General features: G+C 65.1%; 25 protein-coding genes. All 25 read right to left on the bottom strand.

The genetic code is table 11. From position 1 onward, the window contains the following. Window positions 1-147 precede the first annotated feature (147 nt). Window positions 148-1,329, bottom strand: coding sequence for a tetratricopeptide repeat protein (locus BLR80_RS00645; RefSeq protein ID WP_171906258.1), 1,182 nt, complete (start codon window positions 1,327-1,329; stop codon window positions 148-150). Beyond that, entirely contained in the window at window positions 1,313-2,002 is a 690-nt protein-coding gene (locus BLR80_RS00640; RefSeq protein ID WP_143012052.1) for an energy transducer TonB, read from the bottom strand. Before BLR80_RS00640 ends, BLR80_RS00645 begins: the two co-directional genes overlap by 17 nt. Beyond that, window positions 1,999-2,427 carry an ExbD/TolR family protein gene (locus BLR80_RS00635; protein WP_092075285.1) on the bottom strand — a complete coding sequence of 143 codons (429 nt, stop codon included), beginning with the start codon at window positions 2,425-2,427 and terminating at the stop codon, window positions 1,999-2,001. The genes BLR80_RS00640 and BLR80_RS00635 overlap by 4 nt, the downstream gene beginning before the upstream one ends. Window positions 2,428-2,430: 3 nt before the next feature. Further along, the gene (locus BLR80_RS00630) at window positions 2,431-3,021 is read right to left on the bottom strand and encodes a MotA/TolQ/ExbB proton channel family protein (RefSeq protein WP_092075284.1); all 591 of its coding nucleotides are present in this window, start codon (window positions 3,019-3,021) and stop codon (window positions 2,431-2,433) included. Further along, on the bottom strand, window positions 3,005-4,432 hold the full coding sequence (locus BLR80_RS00625) for a MotA/TolQ/ExbB proton channel family protein (protein WP_092075283.1): 1,428 nt from the start codon (window positions 4,430-4,432) through the stop codon (window positions 3,005-3,007). The genes BLR80_RS00630 and BLR80_RS00625 overlap by 17 nt, the downstream gene beginning before the upstream one ends. Continuing rightward, a complete protein-coding gene (locus BLR80_RS00620) occupies window positions 4,429-5,220 on the bottom strand; it encodes a DUF3450 domain-containing protein (RefSeq protein ID WP_171906257.1) in 792 nt (263 codons plus the stop codon). The genes BLR80_RS00625 and BLR80_RS00620 overlap by 4 nt, the downstream gene beginning before the upstream one ends. 62 nt (window positions 5,221-5,282) lie before the next feature. Next, on the bottom strand, window positions 5,283-6,692 hold the full coding sequence (locus BLR80_RS00615; protein ID WP_092075281.1) for an APC family permease: 1,410 nt from the start codon (window positions 6,690-6,692) through the stop codon (window positions 5,283-5,285). Next, window positions 6,689-7,573: an SAM-dependent methyltransferase gene (locus BLR80_RS00610; RefSeq protein WP_092075280.1), complete on the bottom strand. Its 885-nt coding sequence runs from the start codon at window positions 7,571-7,573 to the stop codon at window positions 6,689-6,691. Before BLR80_RS00610 ends, BLR80_RS00615 begins: the two co-directional genes overlap by 4 nt. 80 nt (window positions 7,574-7,653) lie before the next feature. Then, the gene (locus tag BLR80_RS00605) at window positions 7,654-9,663 is read right to left on the bottom strand and encodes a TonB-dependent receptor domain-containing protein (protein ID WP_092075279.1); all 2,010 of its coding nucleotides are present in this window, start codon (window positions 9,661-9,663) and stop codon (window positions 7,654-7,656) included. Next, the gene (locus BLR80_RS00600; RefSeq protein WP_092075278.1) at window positions 9,657-9,983 is read right to left on the bottom strand and encodes an Ig-like domain-containing protein; all 327 of its coding nucleotides are present in this window, start codon (window positions 9,981-9,983) and stop codon (window positions 9,657-9,659) included. The genes BLR80_RS00605 and BLR80_RS00600 overlap by 7 nt, the downstream gene beginning before the upstream one ends. An 86-nt stretch (window positions 9,984-10,069) precedes the next feature. Next, window positions 10,070-11,920 (bottom strand): TonB-dependent receptor plug domain-containing protein, encoded by a 1,851-nt coding sequence (locus tag BLR80_RS00595; protein ID WP_092075277.1) that lies wholly within the window; start codon window positions 11,918-11,920, stop codon window positions 10,070-10,072. Between the two features lie 16 nt (window positions 11,921-11,936). After that, complete coding sequence (locus tag BLR80_RS00590) at window positions 11,937-12,695, bottom strand: hypothetical protein (RefSeq protein ID WP_092075276.1); 759 nt, start codon at window positions 12,693-12,695, stop codon at window positions 11,937-11,939. Window positions 12,696-12,834: 139 nt separating this feature from the next. After that, entirely contained in the window at window positions 12,835-13,269 is a 435-nt protein-coding gene (locus BLR80_RS00585) for a DUF2325 domain-containing protein (RefSeq protein WP_092075275.1), read from the bottom strand. Window positions 13,270-13,339: 70 nt separating this feature from the next. Next, window positions 13,340-13,837 (bottom strand): flavodoxin, encoded by a 498-nt coding sequence (locus BLR80_RS00580; RefSeq protein WP_092075274.1) that lies wholly within the window; start codon window positions 13,835-13,837, stop codon window positions 13,340-13,342. Window positions 13,838-14,286: 449 nt separating this feature from the next. After that, window positions 14,287-15,246 (bottom strand): SAM-dependent methyltransferase, encoded by a 960-nt coding sequence (locus BLR80_RS00575; protein ID WP_171906256.1) that lies wholly within the window; start codon window positions 15,244-15,246, stop codon window positions 14,287-14,289. A 38-nt stretch (window positions 15,247-15,284) separates the two neighbouring features. Then, window positions 15,285-15,602, bottom strand: a complete 318-nt coding sequence (locus BLR80_RS00570; RefSeq protein ID WP_092075272.1) for an FHA domain-containing protein — start codon at window positions 15,600-15,602, stop codon at window positions 15,285-15,287. Window positions 15,603-15,672: 70 nt separating this feature from the next. Then, complete coding sequence (locus BLR80_RS00565) at window positions 15,673-16,203, bottom strand: hypothetical protein (protein WP_092075271.1); 531 nt, start codon at window positions 16,201-16,203, stop codon at window positions 15,673-15,675. Window positions 16,204-16,274: 71 nt separating this feature from the next. Beyond that, window positions 16,275-16,655, bottom strand: a complete 381-nt coding sequence (locus BLR80_RS00560) for a type II secretion system protein GspG (RefSeq protein WP_092075270.1) — start codon at window positions 16,653-16,655, stop codon at window positions 16,275-16,277. 95 nt (window positions 16,656-16,750) lie between these two features. After that, window positions 16,751-17,260, bottom strand: coding sequence for a hypothetical protein (locus tag BLR80_RS00555; protein ID WP_092075269.1), 510 nt, complete (start codon window positions 17,258-17,260; stop codon window positions 16,751-16,753). Then, window positions 17,260-18,150 (bottom strand): peptidylprolyl isomerase, encoded by an 891-nt coding sequence (locus tag BLR80_RS00550; RefSeq protein WP_171906255.1) that lies wholly within the window; start codon window positions 18,148-18,150, stop codon window positions 17,260-17,262. The genes BLR80_RS00555 and BLR80_RS00550 overlap by 1 nt, the downstream gene beginning before the upstream one ends. Before the next feature lie 59 nt (window positions 18,151-18,209). Further along, on the bottom strand, window positions 18,210-19,409 hold the full coding sequence (locus BLR80_RS00545) for a type II secretion system F family protein (RefSeq protein ID WP_092075267.1): 1,200 nt from the start codon (window positions 19,407-19,409) through the stop codon (window positions 18,210-18,212). 16 nt (window positions 19,410-19,425) lie between these two features. Then, window positions 19,426-21,093 carry a GspE/PulE family protein gene (locus tag BLR80_RS00540; protein WP_092075266.1) on the bottom strand — a complete coding sequence of 556 codons (1,668 nt, stop codon included), beginning with the start codon at window positions 21,091-21,093 and terminating at the stop codon, window positions 19,426-19,428. Continuing rightward, window positions 21,093-22,223, bottom strand: coding sequence for a type IV pilus twitching motility protein PilT (locus BLR80_RS00535; RefSeq protein WP_245691265.1), 1,131 nt, complete (start codon window positions 22,221-22,223; stop codon window positions 21,093-21,095). The genes BLR80_RS00540 and BLR80_RS00535 overlap by 1 nt, the downstream gene beginning before the upstream one ends. Further along, window positions 22,220-24,055, bottom strand: coding sequence for a type II secretion system protein GspD (locus BLR80_RS00530; RefSeq protein WP_092075265.1), 1,836 nt, complete (start codon window positions 24,053-24,055; stop codon window positions 22,220-22,222). The genes BLR80_RS00535 and BLR80_RS00530 overlap by 4 nt, the downstream gene beginning before the upstream one ends. Further along, the gene (locus BLR80_RS12615; RefSeq protein ID WP_171906254.1) at window positions 24,052-24,546 is read right to left on the bottom strand and encodes a hypothetical protein; all 495 of its coding nucleotides are present in this window, start codon (window positions 24,544-24,546) and stop codon (window positions 24,052-24,054) included. The genes BLR80_RS00530 and BLR80_RS12615 overlap by 4 nt, the downstream gene beginning before the upstream one ends. Window positions 24,547-24,553 lie beyond the last annotated feature (7 nt).

The following is a 24,553-nucleotide window of genomic DNA, read 5'->3' as shown; positions in this document are numbered from 1 at the left end:
TGGCAAAACCCTTCCGGCGCGCGGCCCTTCACCGGGCCGCCAATCAAAAACCCCGCAGCCATCCGGCTGCGGGGCCACCTCAGAGTCTCCCGCCTTAACGACCGGGTTCTACCGAACCCGGTCGTTTTTTCATGTGCGACTGCTTGTTCAGCGCTGCGCCAGCTGGCGCAGCAGACGGTCGGCCTCGGCTCGTTGGGCCGGATAACGGCGGGCCTGTTCCAGCGCCTGACGGGCAACGGTGCGATCCTGCTGCCGCAGGGCGCAGCTGGCCCGTCCCAACCAGGCCGCCCCCGCAGCGGCCGGATGGCGCGACAGCTGGTCGAAGGCCTGCGCGGCAGCGTCATAGCGTTCCAGTTCGTACAGCAGTTCGGCCCGCCCCTGCAGCAGCGGCCGGCGACGGGCTTCTGGCGCACCGGCCAGCAAGCGCTCGCACAGGGCCAGCGCCTGCTCGGGCTGCAGCGCCAGCCGGTAGCTGTGCAGCAGCCGGTGCGCCAGTTCCGCCTCGTCCGGCTGCTGCTGCAGCAGGGCTTCGTACTGCCGGGCCGCCGCAGCCGGCGCACCGGCCTGCAGCAGCAGATCGGCCAGCAGACGCTGCTGTTCCAGCGGCAGGGGCGCCAGCGCCGCCGCCACCCGCAGACTGCTGGCCGCCGGACCAAAGGCCCCGGTCGCCACCAGCAGCTGCGCCCGTAGCTGCCAGAACAGGGCGCGCGACTGCAGCGCCGGCTGCCAGCGCTCAAGGTGACGCAGCCCGCGCCCGGCCTGCTGTGCCTGCAGACAGAGGGCCACATAGTTGTGCAGCTCCTCGTTCGCCAGCACTCGACCAGCCCGTTCCAGCAACGGTTCCAGTTGGGTCAGAGCCCGCTCCGCCTCGCCGGCCTCGGCCCACAGCAGGGCCGCCTGGCGCGCCAGCTGGTCATCCCCGCCCAGTTCGGCGGCGCGCTGCAGGGCCACCGCGGCCCGCTCGTGCTGGCCCAGCTGCCAGGCGGCCTGGGCCAGCTGCTGCCACAGTGTCGCCTCCGCCGGGCAACCGGCTACCGCCCGTTCCAGAGCCGCCAGCGCCGCCTCGGGCTGCTGCAACTGCAACAGGGCCTGGCCCAGCCGCCCCCACAGCAGGGGATGATCGGCGCCCTGTTGCTGTGCCTGTTGCAACAGCTGCCGCGCCTGTGCCCAGTTCTGCTGCCCGGCCAGCCGATCAGCCTGCTGCAACTGCGCCAACAGCACGGCGGGACAGGGCTGGTGACAATCGGCCCAACCCCGCCCGTCCGGCAGCAACAGAGCGGTCAACACCAGCAACAGGCTCAGGAACAGCCGCTTAGCGCCATCCGCCACGGCCACCTCCCTCCTCGTCCAGACGAAACACCACCACCTGCCGCAAGCGGCTGGCCACCGGCTGCCCCTGCAGCTGTGCCGGCTGAAAGCGCCATTGCCGCACCACCGCCAACACCGCCGCATCGAACAATTCCGCCGGCTCGGCCGCGATCACCCGTGCCTGTTCCACGCAGCCGTCGCGGTCAACCACCAGTTCAACCTCAACCTGGCCTTCGATACGCTGACGGCGCGCCTGCCAGGGGTAGCCCGGTTCCGGCCTGAAGCGGATCTGGGGCGGCTGATCGACCTCCGATTCGGCAAACGGCCGGTCTGGTGCGGCTACCGCCGGCAGCGCGACCGGTGGCAGCGGCAAGCTGACCAGCGCCGGTACCAGCTGGGGCTGCAACGGCTGCAGCTGCGGCTGGGGCGGCTGGCGCACCAGTCCCGGCAACGGCAAGGGGGTCGGCAGCGGCAGCGGCTTGACCTCCGGCGGGCGGGGAGCCTCCGGCGGGGTTTCCTCAGCCTGCAAGGGCTCAACCGGCGGCGGCAGACGGGTTAGGGCGACCGCCTGCCGCCGGAGCTGTTGCGGCCGGGTCGGTTTTTCCTGCACCAGCTGGGGCAACAGCACAAACAGGCCCCCATTGACCAGCAGGGCCAGCAGCAGGGCCAGCAGCAGGTGACGATCAGACCTCAAGATCCGCCCCCGCCAGCGGTATCGGCCGCCAGGCTGACGCGGCCGGCGCCGGCCAGGCGGCACTGGTCCATCACCCGCACCACGGCGCCGGTCTGGCTGCGCTGGTCGGCCAGCACAATCACCTCGGCGCCGGGATTCTCGGCCAGGGCACGTTTAACATGGCCGCGCACCGCCCGCACATCCACCTGCTGGCCATCGAACCAGGCCTCGCCGGTCGCGCTGACCGCGACAAAAATGCTGCGGTTTTCCGCCGGCAAGGCACTGCTGGCAACCGGCCGCTCGACCTCGATGCCGGCATCACGCACAAAACTGGTCGTCACCATGAAAAAGATCAGAAGTAAAAAGACCAGATCGATCAGGGGCGAGATATTGATTTCACTGCTGTTGCCACCCGCCTGGCGCAGGCGGCGTCTCAAGGATTTCATGGCTCAGACCATCCGTTTGAACAGAACCAGGGTTTCTTCCAGCCGTTCCTGCAGGCGACGCGCCCGCAGGCTCAGCACCGCGCTGGCCAGCACTCCGGGGATGGAAACCAGCAGGCCCCCCTGGGTGGTGATCAGCGCCTCCGAGATACCGCCGGCCAGGGCTCGCACATTGCCGCTGCCGAACAGGGCGATGGCGTCGAAGGTCGCCATCATGCCGGTCACGGTACCCAGCAACCCCAGCAATGGCGCCACCGCCGCCAGCACCCGGATCTGGTCGAGATTGCGGTCAATCGCCGCCTGCAAGCGCAGGGCACAGGCATCGAGCAGCCGCCGGTTGAGAGCACTGGGCAGCGCCACCTCGGCCTGCAGCACCCTCACCAGCTGGCTGCGCAGCCCCGCTGCCGGCGGCAAGGGCAGCCCGGCCCGCCAGCAGCGCACCAGTTCGGCCAGCGGCGGATCACCCCGCTCCAGCCGCCGGAACAGCAGCAGCCGTTCGAAAATCAGCGTCCACAACAGCAGCGAGACCAGCACCAGCGGCAGCATGACCAGACCGCCGGTGGCGAGATAGGCCAGCAGGTCAGTCGCGCGCCACACCGCACCCTCCCAGGCCGCAGCGCTGAATGATATTGATCAGGGTGACGGATTTTTCCTCCATGTCGCCGATGATGTGCTCCACCTGGCGGCTCAGCACCGTATGCAGCAGCATGATCGGAATGGCCACCATCAGACCCAGCATGGTGGTCACCAGCGCGACGGAAATCCCCCCCGACAGCAGCTTCGGGTCGCCGCTGCCATGGATATTGATCACCTCGAAGGTGTCGATCATGCCGGTCACGGTGCCCAGCAACCCCAGCAGTGGCGCCACCGCTGCCATGATGCCCAGCAGCGGCAGGGCCCGTTCCAGCCGCGGCAGTTCCTTGAGAATGGCCTCCTGCAGCACGCTTTCGAGCACCTCGCGCTGTTCATGGCGGGCCTCCAGCCCGGCGCGGACCACGTTGTAAACCGGAGTCGAGCGGCCATTGACCAGTTGCTGACAGGCCTGCCAGTCGCCCGCCGCGGCATTGTGATTGACCGCCGTCATGGTGCGATCGGTGTTGTCGTGCACCCTCTTGAGAAACAGCGCCCGCTCCATACCGATCAGGGCCGCCGCCAGCGCCAGCAGCACAATCGGCCAGACCAGAATGCCGCCCTCCTGCAAGCGGGCCACAAAACCCTTTTGCCGGCTGAGATGTTGCAGCGCGGCGCCCTGGGTCAGATCCAGCGGCACCGCAGCGCTTTCTCCCTCCAGATAGCGCTGCAACTGGCGCCGCAGACGGCCGTCGGGCCGCGCCGCACTGACACGCAGCCGGCCGCTGGCCGCGTCGGGCTGCAGCAGGCGCAGACCCTCAGCCGTCTGCGCCAGGGTCAGAAAAGGCCCCAGTCGCAGCACCGGGCCTTGCCGCTCCTCGCCGCGACCATCGATGTAGGCTCGCGTCATCAGACTGACCGTGGCGCCATCCTCCATCAGGCGGAAATACAGATCCTCCAGCTGGCGCAGATCGGCCAGGGCCGGCACCGCCGTGCTATCCAGCAGAGCTGGCGGCAGCGGCTGATACAACGGCGAAGCCTGCAACAGCTCCTCCAGCTGGCCGGCGCCAGTGCGCAGCGCGGCCAGAATCTGGCGCTGGGCCTGCTCCTCCTGCCGCCGGCTGTCCCGCAGCAGGTCGGCCTGACGCTGCAGCTGGGCCAGCTGGTCTTCCTGTTCCTGCAACTGGCGACGCAGGCCCGCATTGGTCTGCCGCAGCCGCTCGGCCTGCTGCTCCAGTTCGGCCCGGCTGCGACCGACCTGATCACGCGTCCCGGCCAGCTCGGCGGCGCTTTGCTGCTGCTGGCGGCTGAGCTGCTGGTAGACCGCCCGCACATCCACCACCGCGCTGCCGGCCGTTTCCGTCGCTGCCGTCAGCACGGGCACCAGCAGCAACAGCCCCAGAACACCGCCGATCCTTTTTTTGTCACCGTAGCTCATGGCCGTTCAATCCTCCCCAGCGGCAACGCCACCAGCTGTGGTGCCGCCTCCCGGCGGATCTGCTGCAATGCCCTGTCAATGGCCGCGCTGTCAGCGGCCGTCCGTTGCTGGAACTGCCGCGTCAACGGATCGTAGACACCGGCCCGACTGCCATCGGGGCTGCGAAAAAACAGCGCCAGCCGCCCCAGTCGCAGGATCTCCACCTGCAGGGGTTCCCCCGCCAGTTCAATCTGCTGCGGATAGGCCTCGGCCTCCTGGCCATACTGCGCCTCGATCTGCAAGGCTTCGAGAATGCGCCGGACCGGCTCCGCCGCCTCCTGGCTGTCATCGGCCAGCAGCTGGCGCAGGCGCTCAAGACGCTGCTGCCGCTCCTCGGCCAGAAACGGCAACGACTGCTGCTGGTACTGTTCCAGCCGATCAAGCAGCTGCATGAGCCAGTCGCGCAGACCGGTACGCAACTCGGCACCAGCCTGCTGGTCCTGCCGCGCCCGGGCCAGCTGCTGCCGCGCCAAGGCCAGGCGATCGTCCAGCAGGCGTAATTGCCGCTGCAGGGCTTGCTGCTCCTGGTGGGCCTGGTCGATCTGACCGAGCAACTGCTGGCGCCGACCGCGCCACTGCTCCTGAATCTGCTGGTGCTGCTGTTCGTTGTGCAGGTGGCCCTCGGCCGGCACCTTCAGATCCAGCGGAGCCGCCAGCACCGGCCGCGCCAGCGGCAGCATCAGCCACAGGGCGATTAACAGGGCCGGCAACAGGGAGCGGCGGCCCGTTGACAGGGGTCGTTGATTCATTCGGTTGTTCCTGTTCCTCGCGCCGCTCCGGGGCGACGCCTGCAGAAATAAGTCGTGGGCCATCAGTCCTCCGCCCCGGCCACCAGCGAGCCGTCAGCCAGAGCGGCTCGCTGGCGGGTCAGGCTGCCACGCATCAGACCATAGAGCAGCAGCCCCAGGGCCAGGGTGGCCAGACCGCAGAGGCCGACCAGCGGCCGGCTGATCACGGTGTAGAAAACAATCCACAGATTGCCGCCGATAAAAAACAACGGCGTGAACGGATAAGCGAAGGTGCGATAGGGCCGTTCCAGTCCGGGGCAACGGTGCCGCAGCCACATCAAACCCAGCACCGTCAGCATGGCGGTGATGGACAGCGTAAAACCAATGTAGATCAGCAGACTGTCATAGGCGGCACACAGAATCATGCCGATGGCCACCACGGCCTGGAACAGAATGGCCGCCGCCGGGGTGTTGCGGGTTGCGTGCACCCGGCCGAAGCGCTGAAAAAACAGACCGTCCCGCGCCATGGCAAAGTAGACCCTTGGCCCGGCCATGATCATGGCACTGAGAACCGACAGCAGTCCCAGGGCGATGGCCAGACCAAACAGCTCGCCGGCGCGCGGCCCGAACAGCGCCGTGGCCGCGGCGGTGCCAACCTCCAGCGTGCCCTGCAGCGCCGCCGGTGGCAGGGCGTAGAGATACACCAGATTCAGCAGCAGATAGAGAGCCATCACCAGCAGCGTGCCCGCCACCAGCGCCAGCGGCAGATTGCGGCCGGGCTGGCGGATCTCGCTGCCGAGGTAGGCGGCGGCATTCCAGCCGCTGTAGGCGAAACTGACAAAGATCAGCGCCACAGCAAAACCGCCGCCTCCGCCGCCACTGCCGCTCTCCAACTGCAGATGGGCCAGATCGCCGCGTCCCCACAGCAGTCCGGCACCAATAAAGACCAGGATGAACAGCACCTTGAACAGGGTCAGGCCGTTCTGCAGCCGCTGCCCCAGCCGCAGGCTGTGCATGTGAACGGCGGAAAACACCAGTACCGTGACACAGGCCAGCAGGGTCACGGCCGACAGACTCAGCAACTGCCGTTCGCCAATTATCAGGCGCAGCCAGTCGGGATGGCTGCCACCCAGCAGATAGCGGGCAAAGGCAATGGCCGCCGCCGCAATGGGCGCGGAAAAACCGACGATCAGCGAAATCCAGCCCGAAACAAAGGCCGGCGCGGCACCAAAGGCCCGCTGCAGATAGGCGTATTCACCGCCGGCGCGTGGCAGCATGGCCCCCAGTTCGCCGTAACACAGCGCGCCGGCCAGGGCGAACAGACCACCGACCAGCCAGCACAGCAGCAATGCCGGACCGCTGCCAAGCTGCTCAAGAATAAAGCCAGAGGTGGTAAACACCCCGCTGCCGACCATGTTGGCCACCACCAGCACCAACGCCGAGACCAGACCGATCTCGCGCCGCAGACTGCCTGCCGACCGCTGGCGGCTCATCGCAGAAAATCGCCGACATAGATCAGATGCTCAAACGGCAGGGGCTCGTCACCCAGTTGCGCCACGATGCTCTCGAGGGTGGCCCGCACAACCCGCTGCCGGGCCGCACTGCCCGCATGCAACACCAGGGCGATGGGCGTATCCGCCGGGTAGGAGGTTTTCAGTTGGGCAACAACGTCCGGCAAATTCAGCCCCATGGTGAAGAACACCAGGGTCGACTGGCTTTTGGCCAACGCGGTCAGGCTGTCCCGGCCGTGGTAGCCGTCGGGCGCGTTCGGCGTTTTGCCGGCGGCGGCGGTCAAAATCACCGAGCGGCTCGGCCGGCCTTCGGTAATGCCGCGCCCCAAAGCGGCGTTGGCGGCATTGAAGCTGGAGATGCCCGGAATCACCTGGGGAGCCAGATCGGCAAATTCCCGCAGATAGCCGGTCTGCGGCCCGTAGATGGTCGGATCACCGGCATCGAGCAGCACCACGGTCTTGCCGGCCGCCACCGCATCCCGGACGATCTGGCGGGTTTGCTGTTGCTGGTCGGCCAGCTCTGGCGCCGCTGCGGGGCCAGGCCGCCGGCCACCCTGCGCCGAGGTGACGGCCAGCCGCTGCGGCATGCGGCCGAACAGGCCATGGCCGGCGGGATAAACCGGCTTGTCCTTGAGCAGTGCGGCATATTTTTCCCTGGCCTGTTCCGGCTGCATGGCCAGCACCACATCGGCCCGTTCGATGGTGCGCCAGGCCCGCACGCTCATGTTGTCGGCATCGCCCACCCCGGTGCTGACCAGATAAAAAGCGCCTTGGCCGGCGGCGGACGCGGCCAGTGCCGGCAGCGCCAGTGCCAGCACCAGCAACAGACTACAGCCGCAAACCCTTCCACAACGATACGTCATCGGAAACTCTCCTTTTTTACTCTTCAGGCAGAAACTGCCGGCGGCAGGAACAGCGCCTGCCGCCGGCAGCCGGGTTCAGATCAGTAGCGATAGATCAGCGCCAGGCGAACATCGCGGCCCGGCTCGTACACTGCGGTACTGTCGCTACCGACACTGGTCTGTTCGCTGTAGCGCCGATCCAGCAGGTTGCGTACCGCCAGCTGCACACTCAGGCCATCGAGCGCGGTCTGCCAGTCGGCCTGCAGGTGATGCAGCACATAGCCACTGCGGTCGATGGCATCCTTGTCGAGACCGCCAAGAGCATCGAGGGTATAGCCAACGGCGAAAGCGGGTCGCACCTGCCAGAAGCTGTCCCACAGCAACCGGTCGCCGGTGGTGGCGGCCCGCCGGTTGCCGACGCTGGCGCCGATCAGCTGACCCTCGGCGTCTTCGGCCCGGGCCCGGCTGTAGGCCAGGCTGGTGCGGAAATCCCGCAGCTGCCAGGCCAGCCGCAACTCCCAGCCGCGCACCTCGATGGCATCGTCGTTGTAGAAACCGGTCACCGGCGCTCCACGGGAGCCACCGATCTGGACGATGAGGTCTTCGATCTCGGTTTCGAACAGGGTCAGGCTGGCCTCAAAGCCGTCGTCGGGCCGCAACAACCCGCCGTGCTCAAAGCGCAGCCCGCCTTCGTAGCGCTGCGAGGTTTCGGCCTTGAAGCCCTTGCCGAAACTGTCCTTGCCGGCGCGCTGGTTGAAGGTCGGGGTGTCGGTCGCCGAGGCCAGCCACTGAACCGGGATGATGCCGCTGCTGCGCACCGCCTCGCCGTAACCGGCAAACAGCGTCACACCCAGACCCAGCGCCAGTTCAGCGCCAGCGCTGGGCGAGAACTCATCGCCATCGACGGTGACGGCGCCAAAATCGGTGGAATAATCGTCGTAACGCAGACCGGCCGCCAGTTGCAGCGGTCCGAGCTTCATCCGCTCCTGCACATAAAGGCCCACCACCTCGGCCTGGTTGTCGCCGCCGCGCCGGCTGCCCGCCGTGCGATAGCGACCTTCCTCCTGATACAGATCAACCCCCAGGGTCAGCTCATGGCCTGTTGCGCCCAGATGGAAACGGGCGGTGTTGCGCAGGTCGCCACCATAACCTTCCGTTTCCGTCAGACTGTTGGCGTCGGTGTTGTCGAGCGACTGTTCGTTGTGGAACAGGCTGAGGCGAAGATCGACCCGTTCATCGGCGGGACGGCGGAAGCGGTAATCCAGAACCTGAGTCTGCCGCTCACTGATCTGATACTGCAGCGTCGCCGTATCATCGTAGGCGCCATCACCGGCACCCCAGCGGTACAGGCCGCTGTTTTCATTCTTTTCCGCACTCAGCCGCAGGCTGTGGCCGGCACGATCGAGCAGGCTGAACTTGGCGAAATAGTCGCGGTCGCGGCCGGCCGAGCCCTGCACCTCGTTGCCAGCGCCACTGCGATAGTCCTCGGCGTTGACGCCACTGACATGCACCAGCAGACCGGCATCACCATACCGACCATAGGCCGAAGCGGCGCCACCGATGGCGTCATCGGCACTGCTGTGACTGCCCTTGAGCCGCACGCCGGCGGGACGACCCGCACTCAGCAGATCCTGGGCATCGACGGTTTCGAACAGAATGCTGCCACCCAGAGCCCCGCCGCCCTGATCCGATGCCGGCAGGGTCGCGACACTGACGCTCTTGAGCAGATCGGCATCAAGGCCGCCGGTGGCGCCGCGATGCTGAAACAGATTGCGGCCCTGGCTGGCGCCATCAATGCGGATGTTGAGATTGCTGGCCTCGATGCCGCGCAGATAAAAGCGCTGGGCGTTGCGGCTGCCGCCGCCGATCTGGATGGCCGGCTCGTCACGCAGCACATCGGCCATGTCTTGCGCCAGATTGCGCTGGGCCTGTTGCACGCGCTGCTGCGCCGCATCCTTCTGCAGCGTCGCCGTCACCTCCAACGTCTCCAGCGCGACGGGCTCTTGCCACGACCAGGCCGGGGCCGGCGGTGTCAGCAGCAGCGCCATCAGCGCCGCCACCCCCAGGCCAGCGGCGCGGCCCGAACGTCTCGCCAGGGTGCGATCTACCATTTGGGCACCTCGGCGCTGGGCAATTCCACCCGATGGCCCGGCCCGCCATCGAACAGGATAAGGTAAGCACCGGCTGGCCGTTCGAAGCTGAATTCACCATCGGCGTCGAGTTTGCCGCTCAGCAGATTCCTGCCGGCCGCGTCACGCACCTCGATGACGCTGCCGGCAGCAGAAGAGCCGTCGGAAAAGGCCCCTTCGCACTGGATACGGCCACTGCCATCGTCAAAGCAGGTGAACATGGGAGAATGGGCCAACAGGGTGCCGGCACTGGCCAGCAGCAGCGCCAGAACCAGGGCGCAGCGCGAAACACAAGGGTTCATCGAAAGCCTCCTTACGGGGTGAAAAAACCCGGCCGGCCATCCTTCCCAGGTGACCGACCGGACGGGTACAACATTCAGGGTTAACCTCAGAAGCGGGCGCGCAGACCGACGTAGAAGAAGGTCGGCTCGACAGCGTCCTGATCGAACAGATTGTCGATGCCGCCAAAGCCTTCCAGGTGCTCGCCCAGGGTCTTGGACAGGTAGAGGTGGGTCAGAGTGTCGTCCCCCTCGTCGCCACTGGCATAGGGCGTCTGGCCGAAATACTGCAGCCGCACATTGCCATGCAGGCCCAGACCGGCATGATCCCAGGCCAGTTTGAGATGACCCTTGAATTCGGGCTGGCCGTCAAGATCCTCGCCGCTGTCGCGGTTTTCCGCGTCGAGCCAGGTGGCCTGACCGGCCAGCGACAGCCCGAGGGGCAGCGCCAGCCGCCCATCCCATTCGATACCCTGCAGGCGGGCCTCGCCGATATTCGCGAAGCGGTAATAATCCTTGGCGTTCTTGCCGCTGCCGCGGCTTTCCTGGTAGAGGGCCTCGATCAGATCGTCCACCTCGGTGTAGAACAGGGTCAGACCGGTGCGCAGGACACCGAATTGGCCTTCCACGCCCAGCTCGGCGCTGCGCGAGCTTTCGGCATCGAGGTCGGCGTTGGGCTGGTAGATCTGCTTGCCCTTCTGGCGCCAGGAGGTGACGTACAGCTCCGTCAGGCTCGGCGCGCGAAAGCCTTCGCCATAGGACGCCTTGAGCCGCCAGCGCTCGCTCAGGTGGCAGATCAGCGACAGACGGGGCGACCACTGCCCGCCGAAGGTTTCATGGTCGTCGTAACGCAGGCCAACCACCAGTTGCAGCGCCTCGAACAGGCGGAATTCGTCCTGCAGATACAGGCTGAGATTTTCCACCTGGCGGCTGTCGACCTTGGTGCCTTCGCGCCGGTCCTCGCGCCACTCAAAACCGCTCGACAGCAGATGACGCTTGAAAAACAGGCCGCTGTAACGGGCCTCGACCTGATTGAGAACGTTCTTCTTGAAGCCTTCCTCAGTGCTGTTGGCGGCCGGGCTCAGGCTCAGATCCTCGCGATACTCGGAGCGGTTGAGCAGCAGGCTGAATTGATCGCCGCCGGCCAGGCGGGCGTCGTACTGCAGATAGCCGCCCTGCCGCTCGGCGTCGGTATCGCGCAGCCGCTGCAGATTTTCGATCAGGCGGTCACCCGCCATGCTGCGATTGCTGTAGTCATAGCCGCCACGCAGACTCTGGCCGGCGGCCAGCTCATAGTGGAAACGGCCACCGCCGCTGGTCAGGTCCAGGTCGTCGCCATCATCCATGCCGTCGTCGTCGATCCGGTTCCACAGCTGCTTGCCGCGACCCTCCACGCCGGCCAGCAACCCCAGCGCGCCCAGCCGGGCACTACCGGCGGCGCTGCCCAGCCAAGCCTCGCCTTCACCATCCTTGTTAAGGCCCACCTGCCCCTCCAGCTGTACGGCCGGGCCACTGCCGGGTTGGCGGGTAATGATATTGACCACCCCGCCCAGGGCGTCACTGCCGTACAGCGCCGAAGCCGGGCCGCGCACCACCTCGATGCGCTCCACCAGTGTCAGCGGAATCTGGTTGATATCGACCAGATCGCCGTAGCCCACCACCAGCCGGCGACCATCGACCAGCACCAAGCAGTGCTTGGTGCTGGTGCCACGGATGCTCGGCGCCAGGGTCCGACCGGTTTCCGTGGCGATCACCAGGCCGGTGGCGTACTCCAGCGCATCGGCCAGGGTGCGGGCGTTCATCTGCCGCAGGCTGGCCGCATCGATCACCTCGATGGAGCCCGGCGCCTCGGCCTGGAGCGGCAGGGGTTCGGCCAGGGCCGGTGTCGCCACCATGCCACCCAGCAGGGCCAACAGGGTCAGCCGCGACCTGAGCCGCCTGTGCGCGTTCCGTCTGATCATCGCTCACCCTCCCTTTTTAAGGCTTGGCCTGCTGTTGCCGGGCTTTCTGCTGCTTGGCCTGCTGGCGCTGCCGCCACACATGGCGATCCTGCTCCGCCGCTGCCACCGTGCCCCACAGCATGATCTTCTGCGGTCGCGGCGTCCCGAACAGCTCCTGGGCCGAACGGGTCGGAAATTCCAGGATCATCTGCTTGGTGGCATCGTGCAGGCGCTGTTCGCCCTCTGGCGTCAGGCCGCCCTGCTTCTGCTGCTGCTTCAGCGCCATGAAGCCCTGCGGCAGCGCCTCGGGCCGCAGCGCGATCTCCAGCATCTCGCTGGTCGACTTGCGAATCAGCACAAAGCTGAAGCGATCGGGGCCATTGCCCAGCCCGACCGGTGGCCAGCTGCGCGCCGCCGGGTTGTCACCCTTCATCACCAGATCGATCAGATCCTTGATGCCGCCGGCAGAGGAACGCGAGATCACCAGCACATCCTCCGGCCGGGCCAGCTCGCCGGGGAACAGCAATTCAAGGCCATGACGCAACGCCAGAAAACCCGTGGTGACTCCTGGGCATTCATGGCCGTGAAAGGCAAACACGTCGGCCAGTTCAATCCGTCGCTCGCCCGTCGCCTGCTGCAGCCGCAGGGGCGCGGTCGACGGCAGCTTCACCGCAACCCCCTGCTGCTCATGGCACTGGCGGCAGTCGCCCGCCAACGCCAGCCCCGGCAGTCCCACCAGCAATAGAGCCAACCCCGCCAGCACCCGCCGCGCCGTTCGTTTCGATGTTTTCTTCATGATTCCGCCTCCCCTTCTTCCTGAACAAGAATTTCAATTTCCTTTTCATGGAGGCGGCAGACTACTAAAGCGATCCGCAAAAAACTGTGACCAGGATCACAATTTCTCATTTTTCCCGTTCAGGAGGCGGGCAACCCTCTCAGTGGCGCGCCGGCCGTTTGGCCTTATCGGCGCAGGTGCAGGTGGTGCAACGGCAAACGCCGGAAGGGCTGGTACCGCAGCGACACGGCCGTTGCGGCCGATCCTCGCCGGCCGCTTCCCCCGCCGGCTCGGCACCGGCTTCCGCTATGCCGCCGGCCAGCACGGCCTCAAGCCCCAGAGCCATGTCGCTCCAGTTGCGCCGGCAGTAAACGGCTGGCAGGCAGCGCTCCTTGACCTGTTTTTTCAGCGTATAGGCCGCTTTATGGTTGAGATAGTCGGTGCAGAAGATCACCAGGTCGGTTTTTTCCGGTATCTTGTTTTTGCTGGCGCGGACATTGCGCGTATCCCAGTGAACAATGGTTTCCGCGCCCATTTCCTTCAGCCGGGGAACAAAGGCACCAATACGATCGGCACCAACAATCAGGACAGTCATGGCTCACTCCTTCAATGCGAGGGGAAATCCCTGAGCGGGGGCGCAAAGCGCCCCCGTGAAACCACAGGGTCTAGCGCAGTTCATTGAGCAGTTGCTCCGCCCAGCGCTGCAAGCGGGCTCGGCTCATATCCGACTGGTTTTCCTCGTCAAGAGCCAGGCCGATCAACTGCTCGCCGTCCAGCGCGGCGGAATCCTGGAAGTCGTAATCATCCGCCGGCCAGCGGCCGATCAGGCGGGCGCCGGCCTCGCTGGCGGCATCGCCCAGGGGCCGCAGACCATCGACAAAGGTCGACGGATAGCTGGCCTGATCGCCCAGACCGAACAGCGCCACCGCCGAGCCCTGCAGACGGGCGCCACGCAGATTCTCCAGGGCAGCGTCCCAGTCGTGCTGCAGCTCGCCCAGGCCCCAGGTCGAGGTTCCCAGAACCAGCAAATCGCAGCCCTCGAAATCGGCCGTCTGGGCATTGGAAACCTCCAGCAGCTCGGAACCCGGCATCAGCTGGGTCAAATGACGGGCGGCGGCTTCGGTGTTGCCGGTGGAACTGCCATACACAATACGAATCTTCATCTTCTATTCTCCTTGCGGTTGAGGTTGCGGTGAACCGGCCCGGCGGAGCGCGGGCGGCCCAACCATGAAATCGGTTTTGACTTTCGTTATCATCATATAGAACCAACAAGCTCGTTACTGTGACCGCAATCACATTCTGGCGCTTTTTTATGTTCCACCTGCCGGGTCGTTGCGCCCGGTGGCTGCGACCATCCTGATCGGCGGCCGGCCCTGCCCTTGCGGAAAACGGCATGGGGGGCAATCCGGCAAGGATTGCCCCCCATGTAACAGGACGTTGAAAACGTCCCGTCCGGGGCTTTTTCAACGACGCAAGCCGAAAAGGCGCTTTTTCGTCTTGCTCACACAATCAATCCATTACCGAGCAATGATTGATTTTGGTCGCCCATCCATGGGCGCCACAGGCTGTTTTTCAACAGCCTGGCAGACCGCAGTGCAGCCGGATGGACGCATTAAAGATTAACGGCCTCACCGATATACAGCAGATAAGGCCCGAGCTCGATCCCCCGGATCTTTTCCGGCAGGGTCGCCAGCGTGGCGCCGATGACCTTTTCCTTGGCCGGCGACCCCGCATTGGCGACAACGGCGACCGGCATGGTGGCCGGCACCTTGCCGCGCAGGGCCGCGACCAGGCCATCGAGATCACGCACCATGAAAAGCACCAGGGTCACACCCTCATTGATGGCTTGGGCCAGGAACAGCTCCCGACCCTCGTTCACGGCGCCAAGGGTCAGCATCACGGCTCGGGCCTTGCCGGCGACCACGCTGGTTCTGAGTGCCGCATTGGCGGCATTAAAGCTGGAGAGGCCCGGCACTATCACCGGATTCAGGTCGGCAAATTCCTTCATGTAGCCAATCTGCGGGCCGAAAACCGTGGGATCGCCGTTATCCAGAATGACGACATTCTTTCCGGCCGCAACCGCTTCGCGGATGATCCGGCGGTTCTCCACCCGCAGCTTTTCCGCCTCGTCCGCCGGCTTGCGGGTCCTGCCGCCACCCTGACCGAACAAACCGTGCTCGGCGTCATGAACCGGCTTGCCCCTGGTCAGCTCAGGATGCGGGTTTCTGCCGCCCATGGTGAAAAAAACATCCGCCGCCTCGATGGTCTTATGGGCGCGCAGACTCATGTTGTCGGGGTCACCCGCCCCCATGCTGACCAGTGAAAGCGTGCCGGGGGCCGCCAGTGCGGCGGTGGCGGCCAGGGTCAGGCCAAACAGGGCAAGGCACAGGGCCTGCCGGAAAAATCGGAAGGGGCTACACAGCATCGTCGGTCTCCTGAAGGCAAAATTTGATCCGGCGAACGCCGCTGCGGGATCGACCACAACGGCCGCGCCGGACGACAAAGCCCCTTTATACGGGATCGGCGAACAAGATTCCGTGACCAGGATCACGATTGTGACAATCGTTTTCACAAACAGGCCGCCTTGTGACCGCGCTGGCCGAACCGGCCTCAGTGGGCGGGCAGGTTCCAACACAGCTTCGGCGCATCGAGCAGCAGGTATTCCGTCCGGCCGAACGTCAACCGGTCTCCCCGGAAAACATAGCATTCCGCGGTAACCGCTTGCGCGTTCACCCGTGTTTCTCCATCGGTGTAGGCCACCAGTCGGACCAGACCGCCCTGACACAGAATCAGGGCATGGAATGAAGCCACCAGAAGGTCGGCAATCACCAGTTCGTTGCGTTCATCGGCGCCAACGCGAATGCTTTTCTGCGCAAAGGCCAAAGTCTTCTGCGATCCGTCCAGGGGCTTGAGCACCAGCGGCGCCACAGCGAGCGTCCGGTCCAGCCATGATTGTGCTCTGTTGCCCTGGCGCCGGCACCGCGGCGACGGAACCTCGTCAGTTCTCGCTCGACTGACGGATGCGCTGCACCTCATTCAACACCTCCTCCGGTTTCTGCAGTTCTCCGGTAGCCAGCCGGGCTTCGAGTCCGGCCACCTGCAGGCGCAGCGTTGTCAGCTTGGCGCCTTCCCGCTGCACGTGTTTGAGGGTGGCGTCAAGCGAGGGCGCCAGCCACTTGAAATAATCGCGCTGACGAAAGCAGACCGGGCCGGGCGGAAAAACCCCCCGACCGGCATTTTCCAGTTCCTTGTTCACCCGCACCACCACGCCGGCTACCCGGTGACTCTGGCGCACACCCCAGAACAACACCAGCAGCAGCACCAGCAGAACCCCGGCCAAACCGTAAAGCCAGAAGGTTTCGTTGTGGTTGTGAACCAGCCGCCGGTCGAAAAAAAACAGGTAGTACCAAGAGGCCCAGAAACCGATCAGCAGGGCGACAAACCCGTGGGACAACAGCAAAACAAGGCAGAAAGACAGCTGGTACGACTTGTCGACCAGACAGCGGCGCCGCAATGTTTTCGCTTTCATTGATCTTCTCCATCACGCAAAGGGTTTTCGGTCTTTTTGGTTTTCCTGTTCGCGCCGGCCATTCCCGCCACTCAGGGACCGGTGATCCTCAGGTCGTCAGCCGAGCCCTCCCGGCCATCCGGGCCGAGACTGAACAGCACATAGGACGACTGATCCGCCGCCACGCGGTAGACATAGGGTCGCCCCCAATGATCCTGCAGCAACGACTTGCCCGGATTCTCCTTAAAGGCTTTTTCCAGCCAGGCGGGAAAGGCCTTCTCGCGGGGATAACGGCCGCGCCGCAGATACTCGTAATCAAGCATGTTGGACATGGAGCGCAGGTCGCCGGCCGTTGCCAGCTCCTGCCCTGTCGCCACCACTTCGTCATAAAACGACAGTAACTGCTCCGGCGCATCGGTCAGGACACCGGCGGCCGCGATCAGGCTGATCAGAATCAAAGCAATCTGGCTCAAGGGTTCACCTCGCTGCGGAGCCTGTCAGCGCCGCCGCCACGCCGGCGCACCGAAAAATGGGGCGCAAGGGCTGTTGCCACAACGACCCGCACAGGTCAGTGGCCCGGCCGCAGCCGGCGCCGGCGCGACAGCAGCAGGAAACCCGCCAGAACGGCGGCGGCGCCGCCATACCAGTAAGGCAGCCGCCAGCTGCGTTCGTAGTAGGAATACCAGTTTTCATAGGTATAGACCGGCAGGTCGACTCCCCGGTCATCGCGATAGACCCACACCCCGTCACCGCGCCGCACAAAGGCCATGCTGTCGTCAAAGTGCTTCTTGAGCCGGTTGTCGATTACCCGGAAATGCACCTGCAGCGCGTCACCCTGCTGTTCCACCCGCAGAAACTCCGCCACGTAGAAGCGCCGTTCGGGCTGGTCGAAACGCCGCAGGTACAGCTCGCGATGCACATAGGATTCAATGAAAAACGCGAAATCGTCGTACGTCGGCGTGCTTTTGTTCAAATCCACCTTCAATGTCCACTTGCCCCGTACATGGGCCTCGGCCGGGGCGACCTGCCGCAGCAGCAGCGCCACCAGCAGGGTGCCCAGCCACACAACCGCCCGCATCAGGCCTCCCCTTTCTTTTCCGCCGCCATCGTTTCATAGAACTGCCGCAGCGTTTTGTCGTCGATCTTCACGCTGAAACGGGTGCGCAGCTCGTCGTATACGGCCTGCCAGGCCTCGCGATATTTCTGGTACAGACAATCGTTACGAACGTATTCCTTCTTCTCTTCAAAGCTGTACTGGTAAGGTTCTGTCCGACTGTCGAGCCACAGCAGGCGCTGCTGACCGTCGATTTCCACCGGGCCGTACAGTTCGCCCACCTGCAGCCTTGCCACATGCTCGCGCCAGGCCGGGCGGAAACGCTCCAGCGAGCGGCTGCCGGTAGTGCCGCCGCTCTCGCGTTCCTGTTCATCGGCGGCATGGATACGAACGGCCTCGGCAAAGGGCAGCCCCTCGTCTCGCACGGCCGCTGCCGCCAGCGCCAGGGTCTCCGCCGCGGCGGTGAGAACCCGCACCTGATAAAGCGCCTTTTTTTCGTACTGATCCTTATGCGCGTTGTAGTAGGCCAGGGCCTCTTCATCGCTGATCTGGTCGCGCTCGATCCGTTCGACCAGCTCATCCTGCAGCAGCCGCAGGAACAAATCGCTCATGTGGGCGTGAATCTGCTGGCGCACCCGCGGGTCAAGATGCAGCTGCTTCTCCAATCCCAGGGCAATCATCATCTCCATGTTCAGGGCATGCTCGAATACCGTCTCCGGCGTCAGGCTTTCGGGATGATTTCTGAACCGCGCATCCTTGCGCAGATGTTCGTAGTGCGCCTGCACATCCAGCTCGGTGAGACTGCCGCCCTGGAAGGTCGCCAGGGTTCGGGTCTGTTCTCCCGCGCCGCTCTTCGGGCCATTGCAGGCCGCAAGTGTGGTCAACAGCATCGCCAGCAAAACCAGTTTTTTCATTTTCATCCTCGTGTCATGCAGTTAAAAAAGCCTGCCCTTGCTCAATCAGCCTTGGTCAATCAGCTGTACAGACTGAGCATGCCCGCCACCAGCGACCAGGCAACAAAACCGACAATGCCCCCCAGGGAAATGATCAGTACCGGCTCGATCATCGCGCTCATGGTCGCCACCCGGTCCTCCAACTGGGCTTCATAGATATCCGCCAGCAGCGCCGCCGATTCGTCCATGCTGCCGGACTGCTCGCCCACCCGGAACAGCGCCGTCGCCAGACCGGTGAATACCGGCAGATCGCGCACCACCAGCGACAGCGGATCACCGGAAACAATGCGTTCCAGCGCCACCTCCATGGCGTCCTTCACCGCCTGGTTACGCACCGTGGCCGTGGTCAGCCGCAGCGACTCCACCAGCGGCAAACCACTCTCGAGCAACGACGCCAGCGTACGGGTGAACTGCACGATGACGGAAAAGCGGAACACCGGCCCGACCAGCGGCAGATACACCTTGTAGCGGTCGAGCAGCGCGCGGCTCTCATGCACCGAAAACAACAGCACCAGCAGCAGCACACTGGCGGCCACGGCCAGCGTCAGCAGCCGGCCGTGCCCCAGAATGAACTGCGAGGCATCGAACATCAGCTGGGTATTCCACGGCAGGGCACGGCCCTGCAGCAAGGTGAGAAAACGCGGAATCACGAAGGTCACCAGAAACAGGATCACCCCCACCGACACCAGCAGCACCACCGAAGGGTAGATGAACGCCCGCAGGATGGCCCGCTGCAGGGCGGCCCGTTTTTCCATGTAGCTCACCAGACTGGTCAGGGCCTCTTCCAGGATGCCGCCGGTTTCGCCGGCCCGCACCATGTTCACCGCCACCGCCGGAAAGATGCGCGGATAGCGGGCCAGGGCGTCGCTCAGGGCCACGCCACCCTCGATATGAATCTTGATATCCTCCAGCACCGCCCGGAACCGGTAACCCATGGCCTGGCCATGCAACACCGACAGGGATTCGGTAATGGTGATGCCCGAACGCAGCAACGCCGCCAGCATGCGCAGGAAGATGATCACCTGGCGCCGCCGCACCCGCCCCAGACGACCCAATATCTGTCCCAGCGACTCCGCGCCTTCGGCGGCTTCCTCAATACGCAGGGGATTGAGGTTGCGCCGCAGCAAGGCCAGCGCCGCCGCGCCGGGGTCGGTCGCCACCAGGGTGGAGCTCTGCATCTGGCCCCCGGCATCCATGGCGCTGTAGCGATACATCGGCATCCGTGTCGTTCCCGTCTCAGTTCATGGTCACGCGCAGGATTTCCTCCGGCGTCGTCATCCCCTGCCGCACCTTTTCCACGCCATCCTCGAACAGGGTGCGAAAGCCCAGCTGCTCCCGCGCATGGCGCCGCAAGCGCTCGGCCGGTTCACGCTCGGCCACCATCTGCTTGAGGGTCTCATCCATTTCCAGCAGTTCAAACAGACCAACGCGGCCGGTATAGCCCGTGCCCCGGCAATGATCGCAACCCTCGCCGCGCTGGATCGCGAAAGCACCTTCGACCTCCGTGGTTTCCAGCCCCAGCAACCGCAGCTCCGCCAGCGAGACCGGCCGGCCCCGGCGGCACAGTGGGCAGACCCGCCGCACCAGCCGTTGGGCCAGAATCCCCAGCACCGATGTCGCCACCAGAAAGGATTCCGCCCCCATATCGACAAGGCGGGTGAAGGACGATGGCGCATCGTTGGTGTGCAGGGTGGTCAAGACCAGATGGCCAGTGATCGCCGCCTGCAACGCGACCTCGATGGTGGCCCGGTCACGAATCTCGCCCACCATGATCACGTCGGGATCCTGCCGCAGAATGGAACGCAGCGCCCCGGCAAAGCTGATCTTGGGCCCGGCGACAATCTGGGTCTGGTTGATGCCCGGCAGCTTCAGCTCCACCGGATCCTCCAGGGTGGTGATGTTGGTGGTTTCCGAACGCAGCATCTGCATCAGGCCATACAGGGTGGTGGACTTGCCGCTGCCCGTCGGCCCGGTTACCAGCACCATGCCGTGAGGGCGCGACGCCATGCGCTTGAAAACCTCCAGCGTGGCAGCCGCCATGCCCAGTTCACCGACGCCGATGGCCGACTCATTGCTCGGCAGCAGTCGCATGACCACCTTCTCGCCGTAAACCACCGGCAGGCTGGAAACGCGGATATTGATGCCGGAAAACGGCAGATGGACATGCTCCGGGCGAAAGAAAAAAGCGCCATCCTGCGGCATGCGTTTTTCCGCGATATCCAGTTCGGCCAGCACCTTGATGCGCGATACCAGCTTGTCCTGCAGTTGCAGCGGCAGGCGCTCGGTGATCTGCAACATGCCATCCACGCGGATGCGCACCAGCAGCTCCACCCGGCCGGGCTCCAGATGCAGGTCGGAGGCATCCAGCCGCACCGCCCGCAGCAACAGCTTTTCCAGCACCTCGGCGACAAAATGAACGTCCTCGGCCATGGCGTCGGCGTCGCGGATCTGAATGCGGGTATCCAGATCCCGCAATGACGCTTCCGAACGCATCTTGCCCAGCAGCGAGGCCGGCACCAGTTGCAACTTGACCGGCCGGTTGACCAGTTTGCTCAGCGACTGCAACGCCGCCATGGGCAGCGGACCGTTGCAGGCGCAGACCAGTTCCTGTCGCTCGCCGCGCCCCAGCGGCACCACGCCCAGCTTCTCCGCCATGGCGCGCGGCACCCGCGCGATCAGATCGGCATCCTCGGTAATGCCCTCGCGCTGCAGCAGCGGAATCTGGGTGAAGCCGGCCAGCTGCTCGGTCAGGCTCTCCTCGTCGAGATAGCCACGCCGCACGGCAATCTGGCCGAAGGGATCACGCGTGCGCCGCTGTTCCTCCAGAATGGCCGAGACCGCCTCACGGGCCAACACGCCACGCCGCACCAGAAACTCACCCAGACGTTCCGGTTGCTGCCGCATCAGAACCCTCCTTTCTGCCCCAGGGCCAGCCGCTGGCGCAGCAGATCGGGCCGCCGCGCCGCCTGCAATGCCGTTTCCAGATCGATGGCGCCATTGCGCACCTGGTAGATCAGCGACTGCTCCATGGTCTGCATGCCCTCCCGCAGTCCCGTTTCAATAGCGGAATAGATCATCTCGTCCTTGCCCAGGCGGATCAGGTTGGCGATGCCGTTATTGACGAACATCACCTCCACCGCCGGCACCCGGCCGCCGCCCTTCTGCGCCGGCAGCAACCGCTGGGACACCACCGCCCGCAGCGAGGTGGACAGCTGCTGGCGAATCTGGCCCTGCTCCTCGGCCGGAAACGCCCCCACCATGCGGTTGACCGTCGAGGTGGCGTCACGCGAATGCAGCGTGGAAAACACCAGATGGCCCGTTTCCGCCGCCGTGATGGCCGTGCGGATGGTTTCCAGGTCACGCATCTCGCCCACCAGGATCACGTCGGGGTCGCTGCGCAGGGCATCGCGCATGGCCGAGGCAAAGGAGCCCACGTCGCGGTGCAATTCACGCTGGAACACCACGCTTTTGCGACTGGCATGCATGTACTCGACGGGGTCTTCGATGGTGATGATGGTGCGCGCACTGGTACGATTGATTTCGTCCACGATGGTGGCCAGGGTGGTTGACTTGCCCGAGCCGGTCGAGCCGGTAATCAGCACCAGCCCGTCACGGAAGCCCGGCAGACCGGCCAGGCTCTCCGGCAGCTTCAGCTCGGCGAACGACGGCATGCCATCGGCCAGCAGGCGGAAGGCGGCGCACAGCACGCCGCGCTGAAAATAAACCGCCACGCGAAAACGGCCCAGCCCCGCCAGTTCGATGCCCAGGTCGGCCGAATGGTTCTCGTCCAGCAGCTTCTTGTGGCGACTGGAGAGAATCTCGTCCAGCAGCTGTTCCACCTGATCCGGTCGCAGCGGCGAGCAGGCATAAAAGCGCATGGCGCCCTTGACCCGCAGCGCCGGCGCCATATACGCCGACAGGTGCAGATCCGACGCGCCCTCGTCACGCATGAGCTGCAGCAGGCCGGCCAGGCTGCCCGGCTGCGGCCGCGTCACCTGAAACTGCGGTGCCGCCATGTCCAGCGGCGGATTCATGGCACCGCCGCGCCGGCCGCGCCACGCACCGGGTAGTTGAGCAGATTCTCCTGCTGGCGCTCGAACCGCGGATGTGAACTGCGCCGGTCAAGAAATTCGCGGCTCACCTCGGTGGCCTGGCGCGGATGACGAATCAGATGCGGCGTCAGCAGAATCACGGTCTCGGTCTTGGTCTTGGTGTCGGCCAGCTCCTTGAACAGCAGGCCGAGATAGGGCAGATCGCCCAGCAGCGGCACCTTGTTTTCCGTCTTCTCCAACTGCTCGCGGATGATGCCGCCAATGGCCAGGGTCTCGCCCGGTGCCGCCGTGATCATCGAGGTCAGCTCGCTCTTGTTCACGCCATCAAGGGGAAAGGATTGCGCCGTGCCGGTGTTCTCATCCACCACGGTGATCTCGGTCACGCCCAGATTGGGCGTCGAGATCTCGGCGTTGAAATCCATGGTGATGGTGCCGTCGTCGTTGATGAAGGAGGAAATCTCCAGATCCGTGCCCAGTTCTTCGCGGTTGATGGTCATTTCATACAGGGTGGTGGTCGGGTTGCCCTCGTCGTCGTAAAGGGTCTTGCTGGTCACGTCGTCACGCAGCGGCGTCTCCTCGCCGACAAAGAACTCCACCGTGCTGTTGTTGGCGCTCATCAGGTAGGGCGTGGCCAGCACGTTCATGCGGTTTTCCTCGGCGAAAAAGCGCATGCGCGCCTGAATGTTGGCATTGCCCATCAGCACCGCCAGGGTGCTGTCGCCCGAGCCGGTCGAACTGGGCAGGCTGCCGAGGGACAGCTTGCTGTTGCCGGGAAAATCAATCTTGAAAAAACTCTCGTACCCATCGTTGAGCGTGACCTGCAAAATGCTGATTTCCAGCAGCACCTGATTGGTCGGCGTGTCGAGGGTCGCCAGCAGGCGGCCGATCTCGTCGAGCACCCGTTCATCCAGCGAGCGGGCCAGAATCATGTTGTTGCGCTTGAACACCGTCACCACCGCCGAAGCCTTTTTGCCCAGCCGCTCGGCCAGCTGCAGCTCATCGGCCAGACCATCACCAAGAACCTGCAGCACCGCCTGGTGCTGCTTGTCGGCCTCTTCGAGAATCGCCGTACCGACCGCCGTGGCCGCGCCGCCACCACCGCCGGCCGCACCCTCGGCCAGCACATGGCCGTACACCTGTTCCGAACCGATATCGGCAAAAAGCACCTGACCGCCCATCACCGCCTGCAGCAGCCGCGCCAGATCGGTGGCATTGGTGTAGCGCAAGGTGAAAGCGCGGCTGTAGTCATGACGATGCACCACCACTTCGCGGGCATATTCGGCACTGGTCATCAGGGTGACGATGCCGCCGCGCTCGCGATACCACAGATCCTGCAAGCGGCAGATGGCCTCGATGGCGGCCCGCAGACTCACCCGCCGCAGCTCGATGCTCACCACCCGGCGAGCGGCTTCCGGCGTGACAACAAGATTGGCCTCGCACAGGGCATTGAGCAGAAACACCACCTGCTCCAGCGGCGTTTCCCGCAACTGCAGCAGATTCACCCGCCGGTCCAGCGCCGCCACCGGCGGCGCTTCAGCCTCGCCGGCCAGCAGTGCGCCGGCCGCGCGCGCGTCCAGCGCAGTGCCCTGCAACACCTTCACCAGCGGCTCTTCCGGCGCGATTTCCGCCAGCGGCTCAGCTGCGGCGAAATCCCGTGCCGTTCCCGCCGCCGCCTCCATCAGCAGGTGGCCATCCGGCACAAAGCGTTCCGGCGCGGCGGCGGAACCGGCACAACCCGTCAACGACAGGGCCAGCAGCATGGCGGGCACCAGGGTCAACAACAGGGCCAGCCCACGGACAGGCGCCCCCTTCATAGCGTCAGCCCATATTTCGCGCCCGACTCCGCCAGCAGGCTGACCTCGCTCTGCGTTACCGTCACCCGGAAGATGTAGTCTCGCCCTGCCATCCGCAGATTCAGCCAGTCACCGGAGAGCACCCGCTGATAACGCCCGCCCCGCCCATCGGTGGCAGCGGCGTCATCCGGCAGCAGCAGCAGCAGGGCGCTGCACCCCTCCGCCACCGCCACCAGGGCCGAAAGGCGGACTAGGCTGGCCGCCAGATCGTAGTCCGGCGGCACCATGGCCTCCTCGACCACGGCAAAAGGATTGCGACCGCTTGCGTCGGGACGCGGTGGCACGGCACCCTTGTCAGCCGCCACGGGTGCCGCCACAGCCCTGTCGGCCGTTTCGGCCGGCGCGGCCGGCAGCACCGGCCGCACGTCCTGCGCCGCCCAGGCCGGCCCCAGCGCCAGCACCAGCGCCAGCACCCCAGCGCCGCAGCGGCGGACACCGCTTTTCGTTTCCATGGGTTTC

The organism is Desulfuromonas thiophila, assembly GCF_900101955.1.
In the GTDB taxonomy this organism is placed as follows: domain Bacteria; phylum Desulfobacterota; class Desulfuromonadia; order Desulfuromonadales; family Desulfuromonadaceae; genus Pseudodesulfuromonas; species Pseudodesulfuromonas thiophila.
Note: the sequence above shows the minus strand (reverse complement) of the source record. Positions and strands in the feature narration are given on the sequence as shown.